Raw genomic sequence first — 15,134 nt, forward strand, 5'->3', positions numbered from 1 at the left:
AATGCCAAATCTCTTTTCCTATATCGTAAAGCACGATAGTGGTGCAGCTCCAAATCCGTTTTGGGGTGTTTGCACGCTAACCATTTGCAAGCCAACCATTAGGCGTACTGCCAAAGTGGGTGATTGGATAATCGGTACAGGTTCAAAAAATGCAAGGTTGAAAGATGGTAAGGTTCACGATCTGTCCGGGTGTATTGTATATGCCATGAAAGTAACCGCTATCCAGTCAATGGCTGAATATGATGCGTATTGCCAGAAGAGATTGAAGAAGAAAATGCCCAACTGGTTTAGTAAAGACTGGAGACGGATAATAGGTGATTGTATCTATGATTATTCCGGAGGGCCTGAGCCAAAATTAAGGCGTGGCGTCCACACGGAAGAGAATAGAAGAAGGGATTTGAGCGGGCAGCATGCACTGCTCTCCACACACTTTTATTATTTTGGAGAAGAGCCTCGCGCTATACCTAAGGAACTGAAAGCAATTGTAAAAAAGAGTCAGGGACATTTAAAAATTGAAAACCCTGAACTGATTAACGCTTTTTTGAAATGGATAAAGAAATTCAAGAAGAACAAACTGTATGCTGATCCACAGCTTAGGTGGAAGTTTGGTCGTGTATCAACGGAGGATGTGATTATGGAGTGTTCAAAAGAGCATCTGAAAGAAGATAAGCGAGACATTGAGAAGGTGATTTGTTAAGTCTTCAATGGGAAACAAAGTTATATTCAATAGCACATTACGAACAGCCGAGTATTATCTCGGTGAAACCGGACCTATTAAAATAGAACTCAATCAGGTATTGGCAATAGGAGAATTTACAACTTCAGCAGGACCTGCATCTGATGATTATTGCTTGTATTTAATTACGCCTGTATTTTGGCATGCTATTCCAATGGACGCTGATGGAATGGAAGCGTTTGTAAAATGGCTTGAAGTTGAATTTAATACAGACTTAAAAACTGCCCTGGCGAATAGTGTTATTGAAAATTCAAGAATGATGTACCCTGAACAATTGAGGGAGAAGGAATTTCTGCAATTCGTAGATTATCAACCAAAAAACTGGTTTGATAACTTGAAGGTACGACTCGGACTAAAACCTGACAAGATATTTAAATTACATCCTGAGGTAAATGAAATTCTTGTAAAGATGATAGAGCGTGAGCGAGATTCTGATCAAGAAAAATTGATCATGAAGTTCACTCCCCATAAGTGAAAAATGAAAAAGCCTGCTATTAACCACTGTTTCAAGAATGAAAAAGGTTGAGCAAATATTATTTGTACTCGCTGTTATTGGTGGAATTGGAGTGGCGCTGAGTGCGCTAATTTATTGGGACACGATTATGATTTTCTTTTGGCTGACAAACATTTCATTGATAACATTAATGATTTACTACATAGCTATTCTGGACAAGTCATTGTGGACAGTAGTAATTACTTTAATGATTACGCGGACAATTGGATACGTATTTACTGTTTTGCATTTGACTGGAGGCTACTTAATAGAACTTATCGGACTGAGTGGTGTATTCATACTGTCAACATCAATAATACTGACATACAGACGTCAATTTAGTTCGGACTTTAAATACTACATTTTGTTCGCAGGGTTAATCTTCATACAGGGACTTTTATACTTGCATCCTGATCATAATGTGATATTTGTCGGTAGACTGATGAATTTTTTAGTTGTGGGAATTATAGGGACAATAAAACTTAAAGACATAAGAAGTACTTTAGGGCTTGAAAAAATACTAAATGTATTTCTTGCGCAAGGATTAATTACAATATCTTATGACACAATACAATTATTGAAATGAATGTTGATGTTTTTGAACTATTCGTTGAGTTTTTAAAACCAAAAATAGTATGCCCCCAACCAACACCTACGTTATTTCCTACCACGCCTTAAGGCGGCTCATCGGCATACTCGGTATAGCGCTTCCGTTCCTATGCTGGGGCATCAACACGTTTGTCAACAATTATGATTTGTTGAATAACCCCGTCTTTGTAAATGCCAAGTACAGTTGGCCATATACGGCAGGTGCGAATTTAAAATCGTCAATCAGTCATTTTTACTACACCGCAGCCGGGCCGTTGTTTACCGGGGTGCTCATTACGCTGGCCATCTTTTTGGTTTGTTACCAGGGTCATGCCAAAAAGGAGGGTAAGGACAAGTTTGCGTGGCTAACGGATGGACTGCTGTCAAAAGTGGCAGCCGTATGCGCGCTGCTGATCGTGATTTTACCCACCGGCTCAAGCGAGCCCATTACCGATAACATTCACATCTACGTCTCCTCCGATGCGGCCGGCACCATGCACCTCGTTTTTGCCGCGTTGTTTTTTATTGCCATGTCGGTGTTTTGCATCATTAATTTCAGAAGGAATGGCAACAACGGGTTTATCAAAAATGCAGAAGGAAATATTTATTTGTTTTGCGGCATCGGCATACTGGTGTTGTTGCTTATCCTATTCATTGATATGCTCACCGAAGCGGATTCACCCGGCAGCAGTTTTGTTTTCTGGATGGAAGCAGCCATGCTGGTGTTGTTTGGGTTGGCGTGGTTGGTGAAAGGCAAGTCGGTTGTAACGGAGTATGTGCTGGAGAAGTTGTAAAGGATTATTGGATGGTATTGTAAACCGCAAAGGCGCTGAGGCGCAAAGAAATCGCGGAACACTTTGCGCCTTTGCGTCTTAGCGGTAGGATCAATTAGCCTATTGTTTATACATCAGTATCTTGACAGAATTTGTCAGTATTAATAAGTGGTGTAGTTTATCCAATGAATTTAAAGGCGTAACTTTTGAATGAATAAGGCGATAAGTTATGAGTGATATAAAACTATTCGAAGCCAAAAAGGTCAGAACGCATTGGGATGAGGAAAAAGAGGCTTGGTATTTTTCAATAATTGATGTAATCGAAGCCTTAACCGGAACAGACAGACCGAGAAAATACTGGAGTGATCTGAAAACCAAACTTTTAAAGGAGGGTAGCCAACTGTCCGAAAATATCGGACAGTTGAAACTGCAAGCAGAAGATGGAAAAATGCGCCTGACTGATGTTGCAGATACAGAACAATTGTAATTAAATGTCAATATTTCAACACGGTTACGAATAAATCGTAACATTGCAGCAAATTCTAATCCCCCGAAGCATGAAAAAAATAATAACTTCCGTTATCATTGGCGTGTTCCTAACGTTTACCCTACAGGCAAAAAACATAGCAGGCAAAATCATTTTAGGGAACGACACCCTTGATGTTATTTTCCAGATTCCGGTGAAGCTCTTTTCAGGGCAACCTAATTTTGAAAAACTTCAGTATAAGGTTCGGTACCTGGATTCGAACAAGAAAAAAATCACCTTGCGTCCACATGAAGCAAAGGAGATTCAATTTATGCATGGGGCCGAGCAGGTGCGGATGCTTTCCCGGTTCAATACACTCGGTTTGGGAAACATTTTTTCAAGCAACACCCATATTTTTCTCCGCCTGGAAATAGATGGTCCGTTAAAACTGTTTAGTTATTACTATACGCAACAATCACCGGGTATGTACAATGCTTCAACGGGTGTTGTTACCGGAGGCTATGCCTACAGTGTGGAACGCTACATTATGCAAAAGGGATCGGGTGAATTGAAAAGACCGAAAAACCTGAGTTTCAAAAAAGATATGGCGGAATATTTCAGTGACTGCCCGACATTGGTAGATAAGATTCAGGATAAGGATTTTAAAAAATATGACATGGAGGCGATTGTAAGTTTTTATAACAAGAATTGCAGGTAGCCTTAGTACCACTAGCCCATGTGTCAACCCAACGGAAATTTCAAACTCTGCAGTTGTGGTAGAAAAGCAACCCGCCCGGGCAAGTTGAAAATTGCCTTGCGAAGTGTGCAGGCATTTGCCCGTTTTATAAAACCACATAGTGCGGGTTTGATATTAGAATCGGAAGCCTGCACGTGGTACCTGTACCAGCGCAGCAACCATCATTATATAATTGGCGACCTGGTGATGGACCCGGAGTATCTGGCCCGTGAAAAGGAAAAACACAAGACTTATCAATTTCTGGTGGATGCACTCAACACCCGCACCGATTGTTTCGACTTTGCCTACAAGCCCTTGCCAAACGATTGGCTTTGCCTGAAGCTAAACGATAATGTATTGCTGTATTTAACCTATGATCAGGGCCGTTGGCGCATGGAGCAACAAGCCGATGTGCTGGACGATTGGGATCATTGGTTGCTGAACCACGGACAGATAAAAATGTAAAAATTTTACAAAATAATCTGCAAAATGTAGATTATCATGTTAAAATTTTACAATTTTGCTTAATGAATTCCGTTGAGCAAATTCGTCAGTACGCGCATCAGCCCCTTACGCACCAGCTTTTGGTTTCACTGCTTAAATCGTTCAAACAGCCCAACGATAAGATTTATAAGTTGATGCGCGATGGATTAATTATACCCGTAAAAAAGGGGCTCTACATTGCGGGCAATATCCTAAATGCCGGGAGGCCAGAGCCTTTTCTGTTGGCCAATCACATGCTTGGTCCGAGCTACGTTTCGATGGAAACAGCCCTGGCCTATTATGGTTTCATACCGGAACGGGTGCACGAAATTGCATCCGTGACCACCAAAGCTTCGCGGACGTTTGATACATCGGTTGGAAAATTCACCTACACACGGATTCCTTTACCGTATTATACGTTTGGTATCCAACGGATCATGTTGTCAGATGATCAGTATGCTCTGGTAGCGTCACCGGCAAAAGCCATTTGTGATAAAGTGGTAACCACATCGGGTTTATTGTTACGCAGTAGAAAGTCGGCAACCGAATTTCTGATTGAGAATATGCGTATGGATGAGGAGAAGCTGCAGGAACTCGACTTGGATGAAATGGAAACCTGGGTGGCACAATCTCCGAAGTCCGAAAGTCTGCAAATGATTATTGAGGCAATCAAAGAACTATGATTAAAGAATGGCTTGCTGAATACAACCCTGCCAATAAAAATGAGGCGCATGCTGCGCTGCGTGAAATTATGCAGGAAGTAGCCCTGGCAGGATTATACAGATCGGGATTTTTCGAAAAGGCAGCTTTCTATGGCGGAACAGCGCTTCGTATTTTCTACAAGCTTGATCGTTTTTCTGAAGACCTTGACTTTTCTTTATTAGAATCCAATCCCAATTTCTCACTTGATCGGTATTTGGTAGCAATCCATGACGAGTTTGAATCTCTGGGGATGAAGGTTTCGATCAAGGAAAAAAAGAAAACAAAAGAGAGTCAGGTAGAATCTGCTTTTCTGAAATCGGAAACGCTCTGGAAAGAATTAATATTGGAGAGCATGTTACCGCAGACAGGTTTGAACCAACCGGTAAACATTACCATTAAGATTGAAGTTGACACTCTTCCGCCCGGTGGATTTGAAACCGAGGAGAAATTATTACTCAAACCTTTCTCGTTTTATGTAAAGTGTTTTTCACTTCCATTTCTCTTTGCCGGGAAAATGCATGCCTTACTTTTTCGGAAATGGAAGAACAACGTGAAAGGTCGTGATTGGTATGATCTGGAGTGGTACATCAAGAATAAGATATCAATGAACCTTTCGCATTTCATTGAACGCGCCAAAGCAAGTGGTGATTTGCCTTCGGGTTCTTGTTCGGAAGAAACCGTTAGAAAACTGTTAGCCGAAAGAATAGAAACAATTGACTTTGATAAAGTAAAAGCTGACGTGATTAGATTTATACCAGATAGCCACCGGCTGGATGTATGGTCTCCAAAATATTTTCAAGACCTGACGTCACATTTACTGATAACATCTTAGTGAAACGATGTGAAGCAGAATTTGTGTACCTTATTCCTGCTTCTTCTTAAACGCAGCCTTCACGGCATTCTCCAATTCCTTGCCGGCACGCTTCAGGCTGCTTTCCACTTCCTTCCAGCGATCTTTGTTTTCGGCCTGGGCTTTTAGTTTTTCAGCGGCCTGCTTCAGGTCTTCGTATTTGTCTTCAAACTCCTTGTTCAGTTTGCCGCCTGCTTCGTTCAGTTCTTCCATGAACTTATCAACCTTTTTGCCAAAGTTTTGAAAAAGTGTTTCGGCTTTACCTTCTTTTGTTTCGTCTGCCATACGTCTGGTGTTATTGAGTTCTTAAGTTAAAACGGATATTGCTGTAACGCAAAATCAGACGCCAGCGTTCACTTAAAATTACGTTATCGGGAGTATTAAATTTCCTTATTTTGCATACCTCAATGCATAATCATGGAAAACGATCAGGATCACATCGATTACATCACCCAACTGCTGGAGAGTAAGTCGACCGCCAAGCAAAAAACCTACAAGCACTTGTTGGAAGCTTTCACTATGTTAAAAGAGGAGGCCACGCGCATTGTGCAAGAGTTACAAAAAAAGGCGCATCCCGGTGATGATGATGTTACGGTTTCATTTACCATCATCAACGAACACGAATTTCATGTAAAGGTAGCGGGCGACTTGTTGATTTTTGTGCTGCACACCAACGTAGTTACGTTTGATGAAGAGCATTTTGTGATGAAGGACACCTACACGCGGCAGAATGAATACAACCGCTACTACGGGCAGATCATGATCTACAACTTCATGGCCGATTCATTGAAGTTTAACCGCATCAACGACCCGGGTTATTTGCTTGCGCGGTTGATGGTAAATCACGAGAACCGTTTTTTTGTAGAGGGCGAGGGGCAGTTGTCGTTTTTATTCAACAAGGTTTCGGAAGGGCCGCTGCAGCGCGAAAACCTGAATGCGCTGGTAAAACTGGCGCTGGCCATTGCCATTGAAAACGATTTGATGGCCATGCCGTATCCGCAAGTGCGGTTTATTACCCTTCACCAAAAACTGGAGCACACACCCGATTTGGGTGGCGGGCAGAAGATTGGGTTTAAGATGAGTTACCAGAAATAACTACACCCCCTATTCCTCCCCCTGATAGGGGAAGGTGTCCGCAGGACGGAGGGGGTGTTTCCAAAATCCCCGTTTCATCCTAACTTGCCGGTATGAAAAGTGCCGTGTTGTTCAAGCGAATTTCCCTGGTTTTAATCCTGTTATCCGCATTGCTGTTCAGCGATTGCGCATCTCAAAAAAAGCATAAGCGCCTGAAGCCCGGTAAGCCCATTCCTTGTCCGCAAAAAGACTGCTGATGAACCTGAGTAAGATTGTTATTGCGATAGACGGATACTCCGCCTGTGGTAAGAGCACCACGGCCAAGGAGGTAGCGAAAATATTGGGCTACCGCTACATCGATTCGGGTGCCATGTACCGTGCCGTAACCTTGTACTTTCTCGATCATCATGTTGCGCTCACCAATCCGAAAGAAATTCATCGTGCGCTGCAACAGATCAACATTTCATTTAAGATTAACGCGAAAGGCGTTACCGAAACCTTCCTGAACGGACTGAGTGTGGAAGAAGAAATCCGCCAGTTGCGTGTGTCAGAGCAGGTGAGCCCGGTGAGTACCATAAAAGAAGTGCGCGAAGCCATGGTAGCACAGCAACGCAAACTGGGCAAGGAAAGAGGCATTGTGATGGATGGCCGCGACATTGGCACGGTGGTGTTTCCGCAAGCCGAGCTGAAACTGTTCATGACAGCCGATATGATGGTGCGGGCCTTTCGCAGGCAACAGGAATGGCTGGCGCAAGACCGGCTGGTTGACCTGGATGAGGTGATTGAAAACATCAAAAAACGCGATCACATTGACACCACACGGGCAGAAAGTCCGCTAAGGCAGGCAGAAGATGCCATTGTGATTGATACCACGCACATTACCATCGATGAACAGGTAGATGAGGTGGTTCGGCTGGCCTTTTCGAAGATCGTTTCAACACGAAAAACAGCCCGCTAGCGAGGCCCCGTTAAACACAATTTTTACAGTTGAAAATCAGGTGCCAACCAGCACCAAAAAGCCTTTTTAATATCGTTTTAATCATTAATTTTGCCCCCGATCAAATCAAAATTAACCCGTACGCATGGGCAAATTCATCCGGTTAAAGAAGGGCTTTGACATCAATCTTGCAGGAAAAGCCGCACCTAAAATTGCCAGTATTGAACAACCTGAAACATTTGCCGTAAAACCCACTGATTTTCATGGCATTTACATGCCTAAAGTGGTCGTTCAGGAAGGCGACAATGTAAAAGCAGGTACCGTACTGTTTCACGATAAAAAACACAGCAACATCGTATTCACCGCTCCTGTAAGTGGTGAGGTGGTGGAAGTCAAGCGTGGAGAGAAGCGCAAGTTGCTGGAAGTAAAAATTCTGGCCGACAAGCAAATCGAGTATGTGTCGTTCAACAAGTACTCTGTTTCCGACATAGCCAACCTGAATCGTGAGCAGGCACAGGAGCAGATGTTGAAAAGCGGGGTGTGGGTAAATCTGGTGCAGCGCCCGTTTGGTATCGTTGCTGATCCGGCTGAAAAACCCAAGTCTATATTTATCTCAGCTTTCGATTCCAGTCCGCTTGGCGCAGATTATAATATCATCTACAAAGGACAGGAGCAGTTCTTCCAGGTGGGTGTAGATATTTTAAAGAAGTTCACTTCGGGTCTTGTACATGTGAATGTTCACTCCGAGCGTGAAATCTCCCCTGTTTTCTCACAAGTAAAAGGCGTGGAGTTAAACAAATTCTCAGGCCCGCATCCGTCAGGTTGCGTGGGCGTGCAGATTCACCACCTTGATCCCATTAATAAAGGAGATGTAATCTGGACAATTTCACCTGCAGGTGTAATCCAGATCGGTAAACTTTTCCTCAACGGAATTTACGATACCTCTAAAGTGGTAGCAGTGGCCGGATCGGAAGTGAAGGAGCCACAGTACTACCTCACGCATTCTGGTGCTTGTGTAAACAAGTTTCTTCAGAATAACCTGAAGCAAGATCACGTACGCGTGGTTTCGGGTAATGTGCTTACCGGTACCAACATCGGCAAAGAGGGTTACCTCGGTCATTTTGATCACGTGGTTTCGGTAATTCCTGAAGGAGACTATTTTGAATTCCTTGGATGGCTTAAACCCACTGCAAGCAAATTGAGTTTTCACCGTGCCTTTGGGTTGTTCTCCTTCCTGAATGGCAAGAAAGAATTTGTGCTGGATAGCAACACACGTGGCGAACCCCGTGCCTTTGTTCAAACCGGTGTGTTTGAACAGGTTACCCCAATGGACATTTTGCCGACTTATTTGTTAAAGTCTATCATAGCCGAAGATTACGATGAGATGGAAGCGCTGGGTATTTACGAGGTTGTTGAAGAAGACCTGGCCCTGTGCGAGTTTGTGGATGTTTCCAAGCACAATGTGCAGTCTATATTGAGAGAAGGAATTGATTTAATGCTGAACAGTTGATATGAAGTTTTTACGCGATACACTGGACAAAGCCAAGCATAACTTCGAGAAGGGTGGCAAGTATCACAAGTACTTCTACTTGTTCGAAGCCCTGGATACGTTCAACTATTCACCCAACACGGTAACTCCGGCAACGGGAGCACAAATCCGCGATGCGGTGGATCTGAAACGCCTGATGATGACGGTGGTGATTGCCATGGTTCCGTGTCTGGCTTTCGGTATTTATAATGTGGGATACCAGCATGCCCTGGCAACAGGTGAGCAACTGACAATGGGTGCCATGATTGGAACCGGATTGATCAAGGTTCTTCCTATTGTTATCGTTGCCTATGCGGCAGGAGGTTTGGTAGAAGCTGCTTTTGCTGTATTTCGTAAACACCCGATTAACGAAGGATTTTTAGTTACAGGTTTGTTGATTCCATTGGTTATGCCTCCGGATATTCCGCTGTGGCAAGTAGCTGTGGCTACCATCTTTGCTGTAGTCATTGCCAAAGAAGCTTTCGGTGGAACGGGAATGAATATTTTAAACGTTGCGCTTACCGCGCGTGCGTTCCTTTACTTTGCGTATCCGCTCCAGATTTCTGGTGAAGTGTGGACGTATCTGCCGGAAGGCGCAAAAACAGTTGCCGGTTATTCCGGTGCCACTCCGCTGGCGGTTGCTGCACAAGCTTCTACCGATGGTGAAAGTGTAGTTCAGGCGTTTAATTCTTTTGGCTCAGGTTGGGCCAATGAGCTGTATAGTTTCTCTAACATGTTCTTTGGCTTTATGCCGGGCAGTATTGGTGAAACCTCTACCTTCATGTGTTTGATTGGTGCATTGATTTTAGTGGTTACCGGTGTAGGTAGCTGGAAGATTATTGCCAGTGTATTTGCCGGTGCATACGGCATGGGTGCATTCCTGAACCTGGTTGCCGTGAATGAATTTATGGCCATGCCTGCGCACTATCATTTGGTGATTGGTGGGTTGGCATTTGGTGCTGTGTTTATGGCTACCGATCCCGTAACGGCTGCACAGACCGAGGCCGGTAAATGGGTGTATGGTTTATTGATTGGAATTTTAACGGTGTTGATCCGCGTGTTCAACCCGGCTTATCCGGAAGGGATTATGTTGGCCATCCTGTTCATGAACGTGATGGCTCCGCTGATTGATTATTTTGTAGTTAGTGCAAACAAAAAACGGAGATTAAAACGTGCGACAATCTAATTTATACATCGTATTATACGCTGCCGCGCTTACCGTTATCTGCGGTGGCTTGCTGGCACTTGCTTCTGAAGGTTTAAAGGATCGTCAGCAGGCAAACATTGCGCTGGAGCAAAAGAAAAATATTCTAGGTACCGTAATGGCGGTGGATAAAAACACCAACGTTGAAGAAGTGTACGCCAGCAAAGTGAAATCGTTTGTAGTAGATGCCAGTGGCAATGTAGTAGAAGGTGTAAATGCTGCCGATGTGGTGGTGTTGGCCGAATACAAGAAGCCGGCAGATCAACGCAAGCTGCCGGTGTACGAATTCCGCAACGAAAGCAATCCTGATAAAATTGATTTCGTGGTGTTGCCTGTTTTTGGTTTCGGCTTGTGGGATAACATCTGGGGATTTGTGGCGTTGCAGGAAGATATGAATACCATTCAGGGTGTGTCGTTTCAGCACAAAGCAGAAACTCCGGGTTTGGGTGCTCGCATCGATTCAAAAGAAATTCAGGATCGCTATAAAGGAAAATCCATTTATGATGGCGCCACGTTGGTTGCCGTTACCATGATGAAAGGAGAAGGCGTTGACTACTCCGATGATTTGCACAAGGTTGACGGTATGTCGGGCGCTACACTAACAGCGAAAGGTGTCAACACCATGTTGTCGGGTTACCTTTCTTTATATGAGAATTACCTGAAGAAGGTGAAAGCCGGCAGTGCTTCTGCGAAAGTAGAGGAAGTGGTGGAAGAACCTGCAGTTGAAGAAAAAGAAACAGAATCATCAGACGAAACAAAGTAACTATGAGTACTGAAGTAGCTGAAGTAAAAGAAGTAAAGAGCGAACCGCTGTTTTCGAAAAAGAACCGTAAGCTCGTCTCCAATCCATTAGATATTGATAACCCGATTACCGTGCAGGTGTTGGGAATCTGTTCGGCCCTCGCGGTAACCACACAGATGAAACCGGCCTTTACCATGGCAGTGAGTTTGGTGGTGGTGTTGATTGCGTCCAGCATGGTAATTTCTGCGTTGCGCAATACGATTCCTTCACGCATTCGTATCGTGGTGCAGTTGGCTGTAATTGCAACATTTGTGATTTTGGTTGACCAGGTTTTGAAAGCGTTTGTGTACGATATTTCCAAACAGCTTTCTGTATTTGTGGGCTTGATCATCACCAACTGTATTGTGATGGGTCGTTTGGAAGCCTTTTCAATGGGTAACAAAATCGGGCCGTCCTTTATGGATGCCCTCGGTAACGGATTGGGCTACGGTATCATTCTGATGATCGTGGCTTTCTTCCGTGAGTTACTCGGTTCAGGTGCAATTTTCGGTTTCAAGGTTTTTGAATCTATCGGATTGAAATATCCCGGAAACGGATTGTTATTGTTACCGGCCGGTGCCTGTATTGTAGTGGGCATCATCATTTGGGTACAACGTTCATTAAACGGTTATCGCGAAGGTTAATCAACAGGCATTATGGAAAATCTTATCAGCATAGGCGTACGCTCCATTTTTATTGACAACATGATCTTTGCCTATTTCTTAGGCATGTGTTCATACCTGGCCGTTTCTAAAAAAGTAAAAACTGCTTTTGGTTTGGGTGTGGCCGTTGTGTTTGTATTGGGTTTCACCGTTCCCATCAACTGGTTAATCCAAAACCACATTTTAAATCAGGGCTCACTGGCGTGGATCAGTCCTGAACTGGCCACGGTTGACCTGACCTTTTTGCAATTCATTGTGTTCATTGCGGTAATTGCTTCCATGGTACAGTTAACGGAAATGGCGATTGAGAAATTCTCACCTGCCTTGTACGGCTCATTGGGTATTTTCCTTCCGTTGATTGCGGTAAACTGTGCAATTCTTGGAGGTGCCCTGTTTATGATTGGTCGTTCTTATACATTAGCAGAGGCTACCGTTTTTGGATTGGGCTCCGGCATTGGCTGGCTCTTGGCGATTGTGGCGTTAGCGGGTATCCGTGAGAAAATGAAATATTCCAACGTACCAGGTCCGCTTCGCGGGTTGGGCATCACCTTTATTTTGGTAGGCTTGATGTCGTTGGGCTTCTTAAGCTTCCTGGGCTTCTCGTTGTAAAAAATTATTCTTTTTGATGATAAAGGCTTCTGTGCAAACGGAAGCCTTTTGTTTTTTCAGGGAGTTCAAAACTTACCCGTACCTTTACCGATATGCAAACAGTTGGTGTAGCACTGCTTTCATTCGGTATGTCGGGACGGGTATTTCATGCTCCGTTTATTGAGGCGCATCAGGGACTCACCCTGGTGGGATCGTGGGAGCGTTCAAACAAATCCATACAGCAATTCTATCCGCAGGCAAAAAGTTATGCTTCACTTGAATCATTATTAGCCGATGAGCGTGTTGACCTCGTTATTGTTAACACACCAACGTATACCCATTATGAGTTGACCAAGAAAGTGCTTGAAGCAGGCAAACATGCGGTGGTAGAAAAGGCATTTACCGCAACAGCGGCCGAAGCGATGGAATTGAAAGCGCTTGCGGAAAAAATGAATAGTAAGCTCTCCGTTTTTCAGAACCGCAGGTGGGATAGTGATTTTAAAACCGTGAAACACATTGTTGATAGAGGCGTGCTGGGTAATCTGGTGGAAGTTTCATTTTCGTATGATCGGTTTAATCCGAATCTTAGTCCGAAGCTGCATAAAGAAATTCCTCGCCCCGGTGCAGGTGTAGTCCACGACCTTGGCCCGCACCTGATTGACCAGGCTTTGTATTTATTCGGAATGCCGGAGGCTGTATTTGCAGACATTTCGATTACGCGTCCCGCTTCGCGGGTGTATGATTATTTTGAAATATTGCTTTACTATCCATCGTGGAGGGTTCGGTTGAGAGCCGGATATTTTGTTCGCGAACCTGCACCATCTTATATCACTCATGGAACGAAGGGATCGTTTTTAAAAACACGGGCTGATGTTCAGGAGGCAGACTTGCAGGCAGGAAAGAAACCATTAAATCCTGATTGGGGAGTTGAGCCGAAACAGGAGCAAGGTTTGCTTCACACCGAAGTAGACGGAAAAATAATTCGTGAGCGGATTGAAAGTTTGCCCGGCAATTATATGGAATATTATGAGGGCATCTATCAGGCGTTGGTTCATGATAAGCAATTGCCTGTAACCGCGCTTGATGGCTTACAAGTGATGCGCGTAATCGATGCTGCCTTTGCAAGCAGTGAAGAAAAGCGAGTGATTGAATTGATTTAAAATCCAGGTATTATGAAATCTATAGCCTTACTGTTTTTTGTGTTCACCTCATTCACGTTGTGTGCCCAGTCGTATACCATCGAAAATTGTGTGAACGAATTTTCTAAGGAGCAAACCGAAGAGACACGGGCAGGATACCAATATTGGTTTGCCGATAAAAATTTTCTGGGAGACGGCCGCACACTGAAGATGAGTGTGGTTGAACCTGGAAAAGCCACTCATGCTCCGCATCGTCATCCGGAAGATGAATTTTTCTTTGTTCTGGAAGGTACCGCAGAATTTTTCCTGAATGGAAAAACGAAAGTTGTTGGGCCATACACCAGTTTGTATTGCCCTTCAAACAGTGAACACGGCATTCGCAATGTGGGGGAAACCCAGTTGAAATACCTGGTAATCAAACGATATGAAATGGTTGAAAAGTAGAAATGAACAAACCTGTAGTTTCAACACTATTTTAATGACCAAGAGGTCTGTCTTTTACATGCGCTAAACAAAACCTGATATGGAATCGTCTTTTCGAAAAACCCTTCGCTACTTTTTCAGTGGCATGCTCTTTATAGTACCGGTAGCCGCCACCGCTTATGTCATTTATATTTCATTCACGTGGCTGGATAATTTGCTGGGTATACCGTATCCAGGTGTTGGTTTTGTGATCATCATTGCGGCCATTACGGTGTTTGGGTACCTCACCTCCAACCTGGCGTTTCAAACCCTCACCACCTGGTTTGATCACATCATCAACCGCATTCCCATGGTGAAGTTAATCTATTCATCCATTAAAGATTTGATTGGCGCGTTTGTTGGGGATAAGAAGAAATTCAATAAGCCGGTGTTGGTGCTGCTGAATAAAGAAAACAACCTGCACCAGATCGGATTTGTTACGCAAAGCGATTTAAGCGAGTTGGGATTGAAAGACATGATATCCGTTTATCTGCCCCATGCCTATAATTTTTCAGGTGATCATTTTGTGATTTCAAAAGACCGCGTTACGCCATTGAATATTTCCGGACCGGTAGCGATGAAGTATGTGGTGTCGGGTGGTGTTTCGGGGTTCGCGAAGGAGCAGTAGGTTAATCTGAATTTTTTAAGATGCCGCCCCTCCGGGGCTCGGTATTTCATAATTGATTTTTCTAATAAGATGCCGTCCCTCCGGGACTCAAAAGCAGCTCTGTAGGGGAGACATCTCATTTAAGAAAAATGAAATAACAAAACCACCCCCGGCCCCTCCTTGTCAGGAGGGGAGTTGTGTAAAGCTTATTATTCCGTTGCAAATTCAAGTACTTGTCAGGAGGGGAGTTTCGTAAAACGGAAATCTCGTTAAAAGTTCAAGCTCCGTAGGAGCGTAATTTTATTAGCTGAAAATGTAATTGTGT

Annotated in this window: 21 protein-coding genes; 20 read left to right on the top strand and 1 reads right to left on the bottom strand. The window is 43.9% G+C overall.

The window, feature by feature from the left end; translation table 11 throughout:
* Window position 1: 1 nt before the first annotated feature.
* The 9 genes from QY309_03245 to QY309_03285 all read left to right on the top strand — a co-directional run bounded on the left by QY309_03245 (window position 2) and on the right by QY309_03285 (window position 5,809).
* On the top strand, window positions 2-697 hold the full coding sequence (locus QY309_03245) for a hypothetical protein (protein ID WKZ60494.1): 696 nt from the start codon (window positions 2-4) through the stop codon (window positions 695-697).
* 7 nt (window positions 698-704) lie between these two features.
* Window positions 705-1,211, top strand: coding sequence for a hypothetical protein (locus tag QY309_03250; GenBank protein ID WKZ60495.1), 507 nt, complete (start codon window positions 705-707; stop codon window positions 1,209-1,211).
* Window positions 1,212-1,248: 37 nt separating this feature from the next.
* The gene (locus QY309_03255; GenBank protein ID WKZ60496.1) at window positions 1,249-1,815 is read left to right on the top strand and encodes a hypothetical protein; all 567 of its coding nucleotides are present in this window, start codon (window positions 1,249-1,251) and stop codon (window positions 1,813-1,815) included.
* A 49-nt stretch (window positions 1,816-1,864) separates the two neighbouring features.
* A complete protein-coding gene (locus QY309_03260; GenBank protein WKZ60497.1) occupies window positions 1,865-2,611 on the top strand; it encodes a hypothetical protein in 747 nt (248 codons plus the stop codon).
* A 208-nt stretch (window positions 2,612-2,819) separates the two neighbouring features.
* Window positions 2,820-3,077, top strand: coding sequence for a hypothetical protein (locus tag QY309_03265; GenBank protein ID WKZ60498.1), 258 nt, complete (start codon window positions 2,820-2,822; stop codon window positions 3,075-3,077).
* A gap of 70 nt (window positions 3,078-3,147) precedes the next feature.
* Window positions 3,148-3,774: a hypothetical protein gene (locus QY309_03270; GenBank protein ID WKZ60499.1), complete on the top strand. Its 627-nt coding sequence runs from the start codon at window positions 3,148-3,150 to the stop codon at window positions 3,772-3,774.
* A gap of 18 nt (window positions 3,775-3,792) precedes the next feature.
* On the top strand, window positions 3,793-4,257 hold the full coding sequence (locus QY309_03275) for a hypothetical protein (GenBank protein WKZ60500.1): 465 nt from the start codon (window positions 3,793-3,795) through the stop codon (window positions 4,255-4,257).
* A gap of 62 nt (window positions 4,258-4,319) precedes the next feature.
* Entirely contained in the window at window positions 4,320-4,958 is a 639-nt protein-coding gene (locus QY309_03280; protein WKZ60501.1) for a hypothetical protein, read from the top strand.
* The gene (locus QY309_03285; protein ID WKZ60502.1) at window positions 4,955-5,809 is read left to right on the top strand and encodes a nucleotidyl transferase AbiEii/AbiGii toxin family protein; all 855 of its coding nucleotides are present in this window, start codon (window positions 4,955-4,957) and stop codon (window positions 5,807-5,809) included. Before QY309_03280 ends, QY309_03285 begins: the two co-directional genes overlap by 4 nt.
* Window positions 5,810-5,839: 30 nt before the next feature.
* Here the strand turns inward: QY309_03285 and QY309_03290 are convergent, their stop codons facing one another.
* A complete protein-coding gene (locus QY309_03290; GenBank protein ID WKZ60503.1) occupies window positions 5,840-6,112 on the bottom strand; it encodes a hypothetical protein in 273 nt (90 codons plus the stop codon).
* A gap of 132 nt (window positions 6,113-6,244) precedes the next feature.
* Here QY309_03290 and QY309_03295 point away from each other — a divergent pair, with 132 nt between their 5' ends.
* The 11 genes from QY309_03295 to QY309_03345 all read left to right on the top strand — a co-directional run bounded on the left by QY309_03295 (window position 6,245) and on the right by QY309_03345 (window position 14,830).
* Entirely contained in the window at window positions 6,245-6,922 is a 678-nt protein-coding gene (locus tag QY309_03295; protein ID WKZ60504.1) for a hypothetical protein, read from the top strand.
* A 92-nt stretch (window positions 6,923-7,014) separates the two neighbouring features.
* Window positions 7,015-7,158, top strand: coding sequence for a hypothetical protein (locus QY309_03300; GenBank protein ID WKZ60505.1), 144 nt, complete (start codon window positions 7,015-7,017; stop codon window positions 7,156-7,158).
* A gap of 5 nt (window positions 7,159-7,163) precedes the next feature.
* Window positions 7,164-7,859, top strand: coding sequence for a (d)CMP kinase (gene cmk, locus QY309_03305; GenBank protein ID WKZ61677.1), 696 nt, complete (start codon window positions 7,164-7,166; stop codon window positions 7,857-7,859).
* Between the two features lie 124 nt (window positions 7,860-7,983).
* Entirely contained in the window at window positions 7,984-9,348 is a 1,365-nt protein-coding gene (locus QY309_03310; protein ID WKZ60506.1) for a Na(+)-translocating NADH-quinone reductase subunit A, read from the top strand.
* A gap of 1 nt (window position 9,349) precedes the next feature.
* Window positions 9,350-10,552, top strand: coding sequence for an NADH:ubiquinone reductase (Na(+)-transporting) subunit B (locus QY309_03315; protein WKZ60507.1), 1,203 nt, complete (start codon window positions 9,350-9,352; stop codon window positions 10,550-10,552).
* Window positions 10,539-11,333 (top strand): NADH:ubiquinone reductase (Na(+)-transporting) subunit C, encoded by a 795-nt coding sequence (nqrC, locus tag QY309_03320; GenBank protein WKZ60508.1) that lies wholly within the window; start codon window positions 10,539-10,541, stop codon window positions 11,331-11,333. Before QY309_03315 ends, nqrC begins: the two co-directional genes overlap by 14 nt.
* 2 nt (window positions 11,334-11,335) lie before the next feature.
* Entirely contained in the window at window positions 11,336-11,995 is a 660-nt protein-coding gene (locus QY309_03325; protein ID WKZ60509.1) for an NADH:ubiquinone reductase (Na(+)-transporting) subunit D, read from the top strand.
* 12 nt (window positions 11,996-12,007) lie between these two features.
* Window positions 12,008-12,622 (top strand): NADH:ubiquinone reductase (Na(+)-transporting) subunit E, encoded by a 615-nt coding sequence (nqrE, locus tag QY309_03330; protein WKZ60510.1) that lies wholly within the window; start codon window positions 12,008-12,010, stop codon window positions 12,620-12,622.
* Window positions 12,623-12,714: 92 nt separating this feature from the next.
* Window positions 12,715-13,761 (top strand): Gfo/Idh/MocA family oxidoreductase, encoded by a 1,047-nt coding sequence (locus QY309_03335; GenBank protein WKZ60511.1) that lies wholly within the window; start codon window positions 12,715-12,717, stop codon window positions 13,759-13,761.
* A 12-nt stretch (window positions 13,762-13,773) separates the two neighbouring features.
* On the top strand, window positions 13,774-14,184 hold the full coding sequence (locus QY309_03340; GenBank protein WKZ60512.1) for a cupin domain-containing protein: 411 nt from the start codon (window positions 13,774-13,776) through the stop codon (window positions 14,182-14,184).
* Between the two features lie 79 nt (window positions 14,185-14,263).
* The gene (locus tag QY309_03345) at window positions 14,264-14,830 is read left to right on the top strand and encodes a DUF502 domain-containing protein (GenBank protein WKZ60513.1); all 567 of its coding nucleotides are present in this window, start codon (window positions 14,264-14,266) and stop codon (window positions 14,828-14,830) included.
* The last annotated feature ends 304 nt before the right edge of the window (window positions 14,831-15,134 follow it).

It is taken from the genome of Cyclobacteriaceae bacterium (genome assembly GCA_030584025.1).
GTDB lineage: Bacteria > Bacteroidota > Bacteroidia > Cytophagales > Cyclobacteriaceae > UBA2336.

Excerpts from the sequence above, each read along its gene's own strand:
- QY309_03265 (WKZ60498.1), top strand. The coding sequence starts at position 2,820 with ATGAGTGATATAAAACTATTCGAAGCCAAAAAGGTCAGAACGCATTGG.
- QY309_03325 (WKZ60509.1), top strand. The coding sequence starts at position 11,336 with ATGAGTACTGAAGTAGCTGAAGTAAAAGAAGTAAAGAGCGAACCGCTG.
- QY309_03315 (WKZ60507.1), top strand. The coding sequence starts at position 9,350 with ATGAAGTTTTTACGCGATACACTGGACAAAGCCAAGCATAACTTCGAG.
- QY309_03340 (WKZ60512.1), top strand. The coding sequence starts at position 13,774 with ATGAAATCTATAGCCTTACTGTTTTTTGTGTTCACCTCATTCACGTTG.
- nqrE (WKZ60510.1), top strand. The coding sequence starts at position 12,008 with ATGGAAAATCTTATCAGCATAGGCGTACGCTCCATTTTTATTGACAAC.
- QY309_03250 (WKZ60495.1), top strand. The coding sequence starts at position 705 with ATGGGAAACAAAGTTATATTCAATAGCACATTACGAACAGCCGAGTAT.
- QY309_03335 (WKZ60511.1), top strand. The coding sequence starts at position 12,715 with ATGCAAACAGTTGGTGTAGCACTGCTTTCATTCGGTATGTCGGGACGG.
- QY309_03345 (WKZ60513.1), top strand. The coding sequence starts at position 14,264 with ATGGAATCGTCTTTTCGAAAAACCCTTCGCTACTTTTTCAGTGGCATG.
- QY309_03245 (WKZ60494.1), top strand. The coding sequence starts at position 2 with ATGCCAAATCTCTTTTCCTATATCGTAAAGCACGATAGTGGTGCAGCT.
- QY309_03270 (WKZ60499.1), top strand. The coding sequence starts at position 3,148 with ATGAAAAAAATAATAACTTCCGTTATCATTGGCGTGTTCCTAACGTTT.
- QY309_03300 (WKZ60505.1), top strand. The coding sequence starts at position 7,015 with ATGAAAAGTGCCGTGTTGTTCAAGCGAATTTCCCTGGTTTTAATCCTG.
- QY309_03310 (WKZ60506.1), top strand. The coding sequence starts at position 7,984 with ATGGGCAAATTCATCCGGTTAAAGAAGGGCTTTGACATCAATCTTGCA.
- QY309_03290 (WKZ60503.1), bottom strand. The coding sequence starts at position 6,112 with ATGGCAGACGAAACAAAAGAAGGTAAAGCCGAAACACTTTTTCAAAAC.
- QY309_03260 (WKZ60497.1), top strand. The coding sequence starts at position 1,865 with ATGCCCCCAACCAACACCTACGTTATTTCCTACCACGCCTTAAGGCGG.
- QY309_03285 (WKZ60502.1), top strand. The coding sequence starts at position 4,955 with ATGATTAAAGAATGGCTTGCTGAATACAACCCTGCCAATAAAAATGAG.
- QY309_03275 (WKZ60500.1), top strand. The coding sequence starts at position 3,793 with ATGTGTCAACCCAACGGAAATTTCAAACTCTGCAGTTGTGGTAGAAAA.
- QY309_03295 (WKZ60504.1), top strand. The coding sequence starts at position 6,245 with ATGGAAAACGATCAGGATCACATCGATTACATCACCCAACTGCTGGAG.
- QY309_03280 (WKZ60501.1), top strand. The coding sequence starts at position 4,320 with ATGAATTCCGTTGAGCAAATTCGTCAGTACGCGCATCAGCCCCTTACG.
- QY309_03255 (WKZ60496.1), top strand. The coding sequence starts at position 1,249 with ATGAAAAAGGTTGAGCAAATATTATTTGTACTCGCTGTTATTGGTGGA.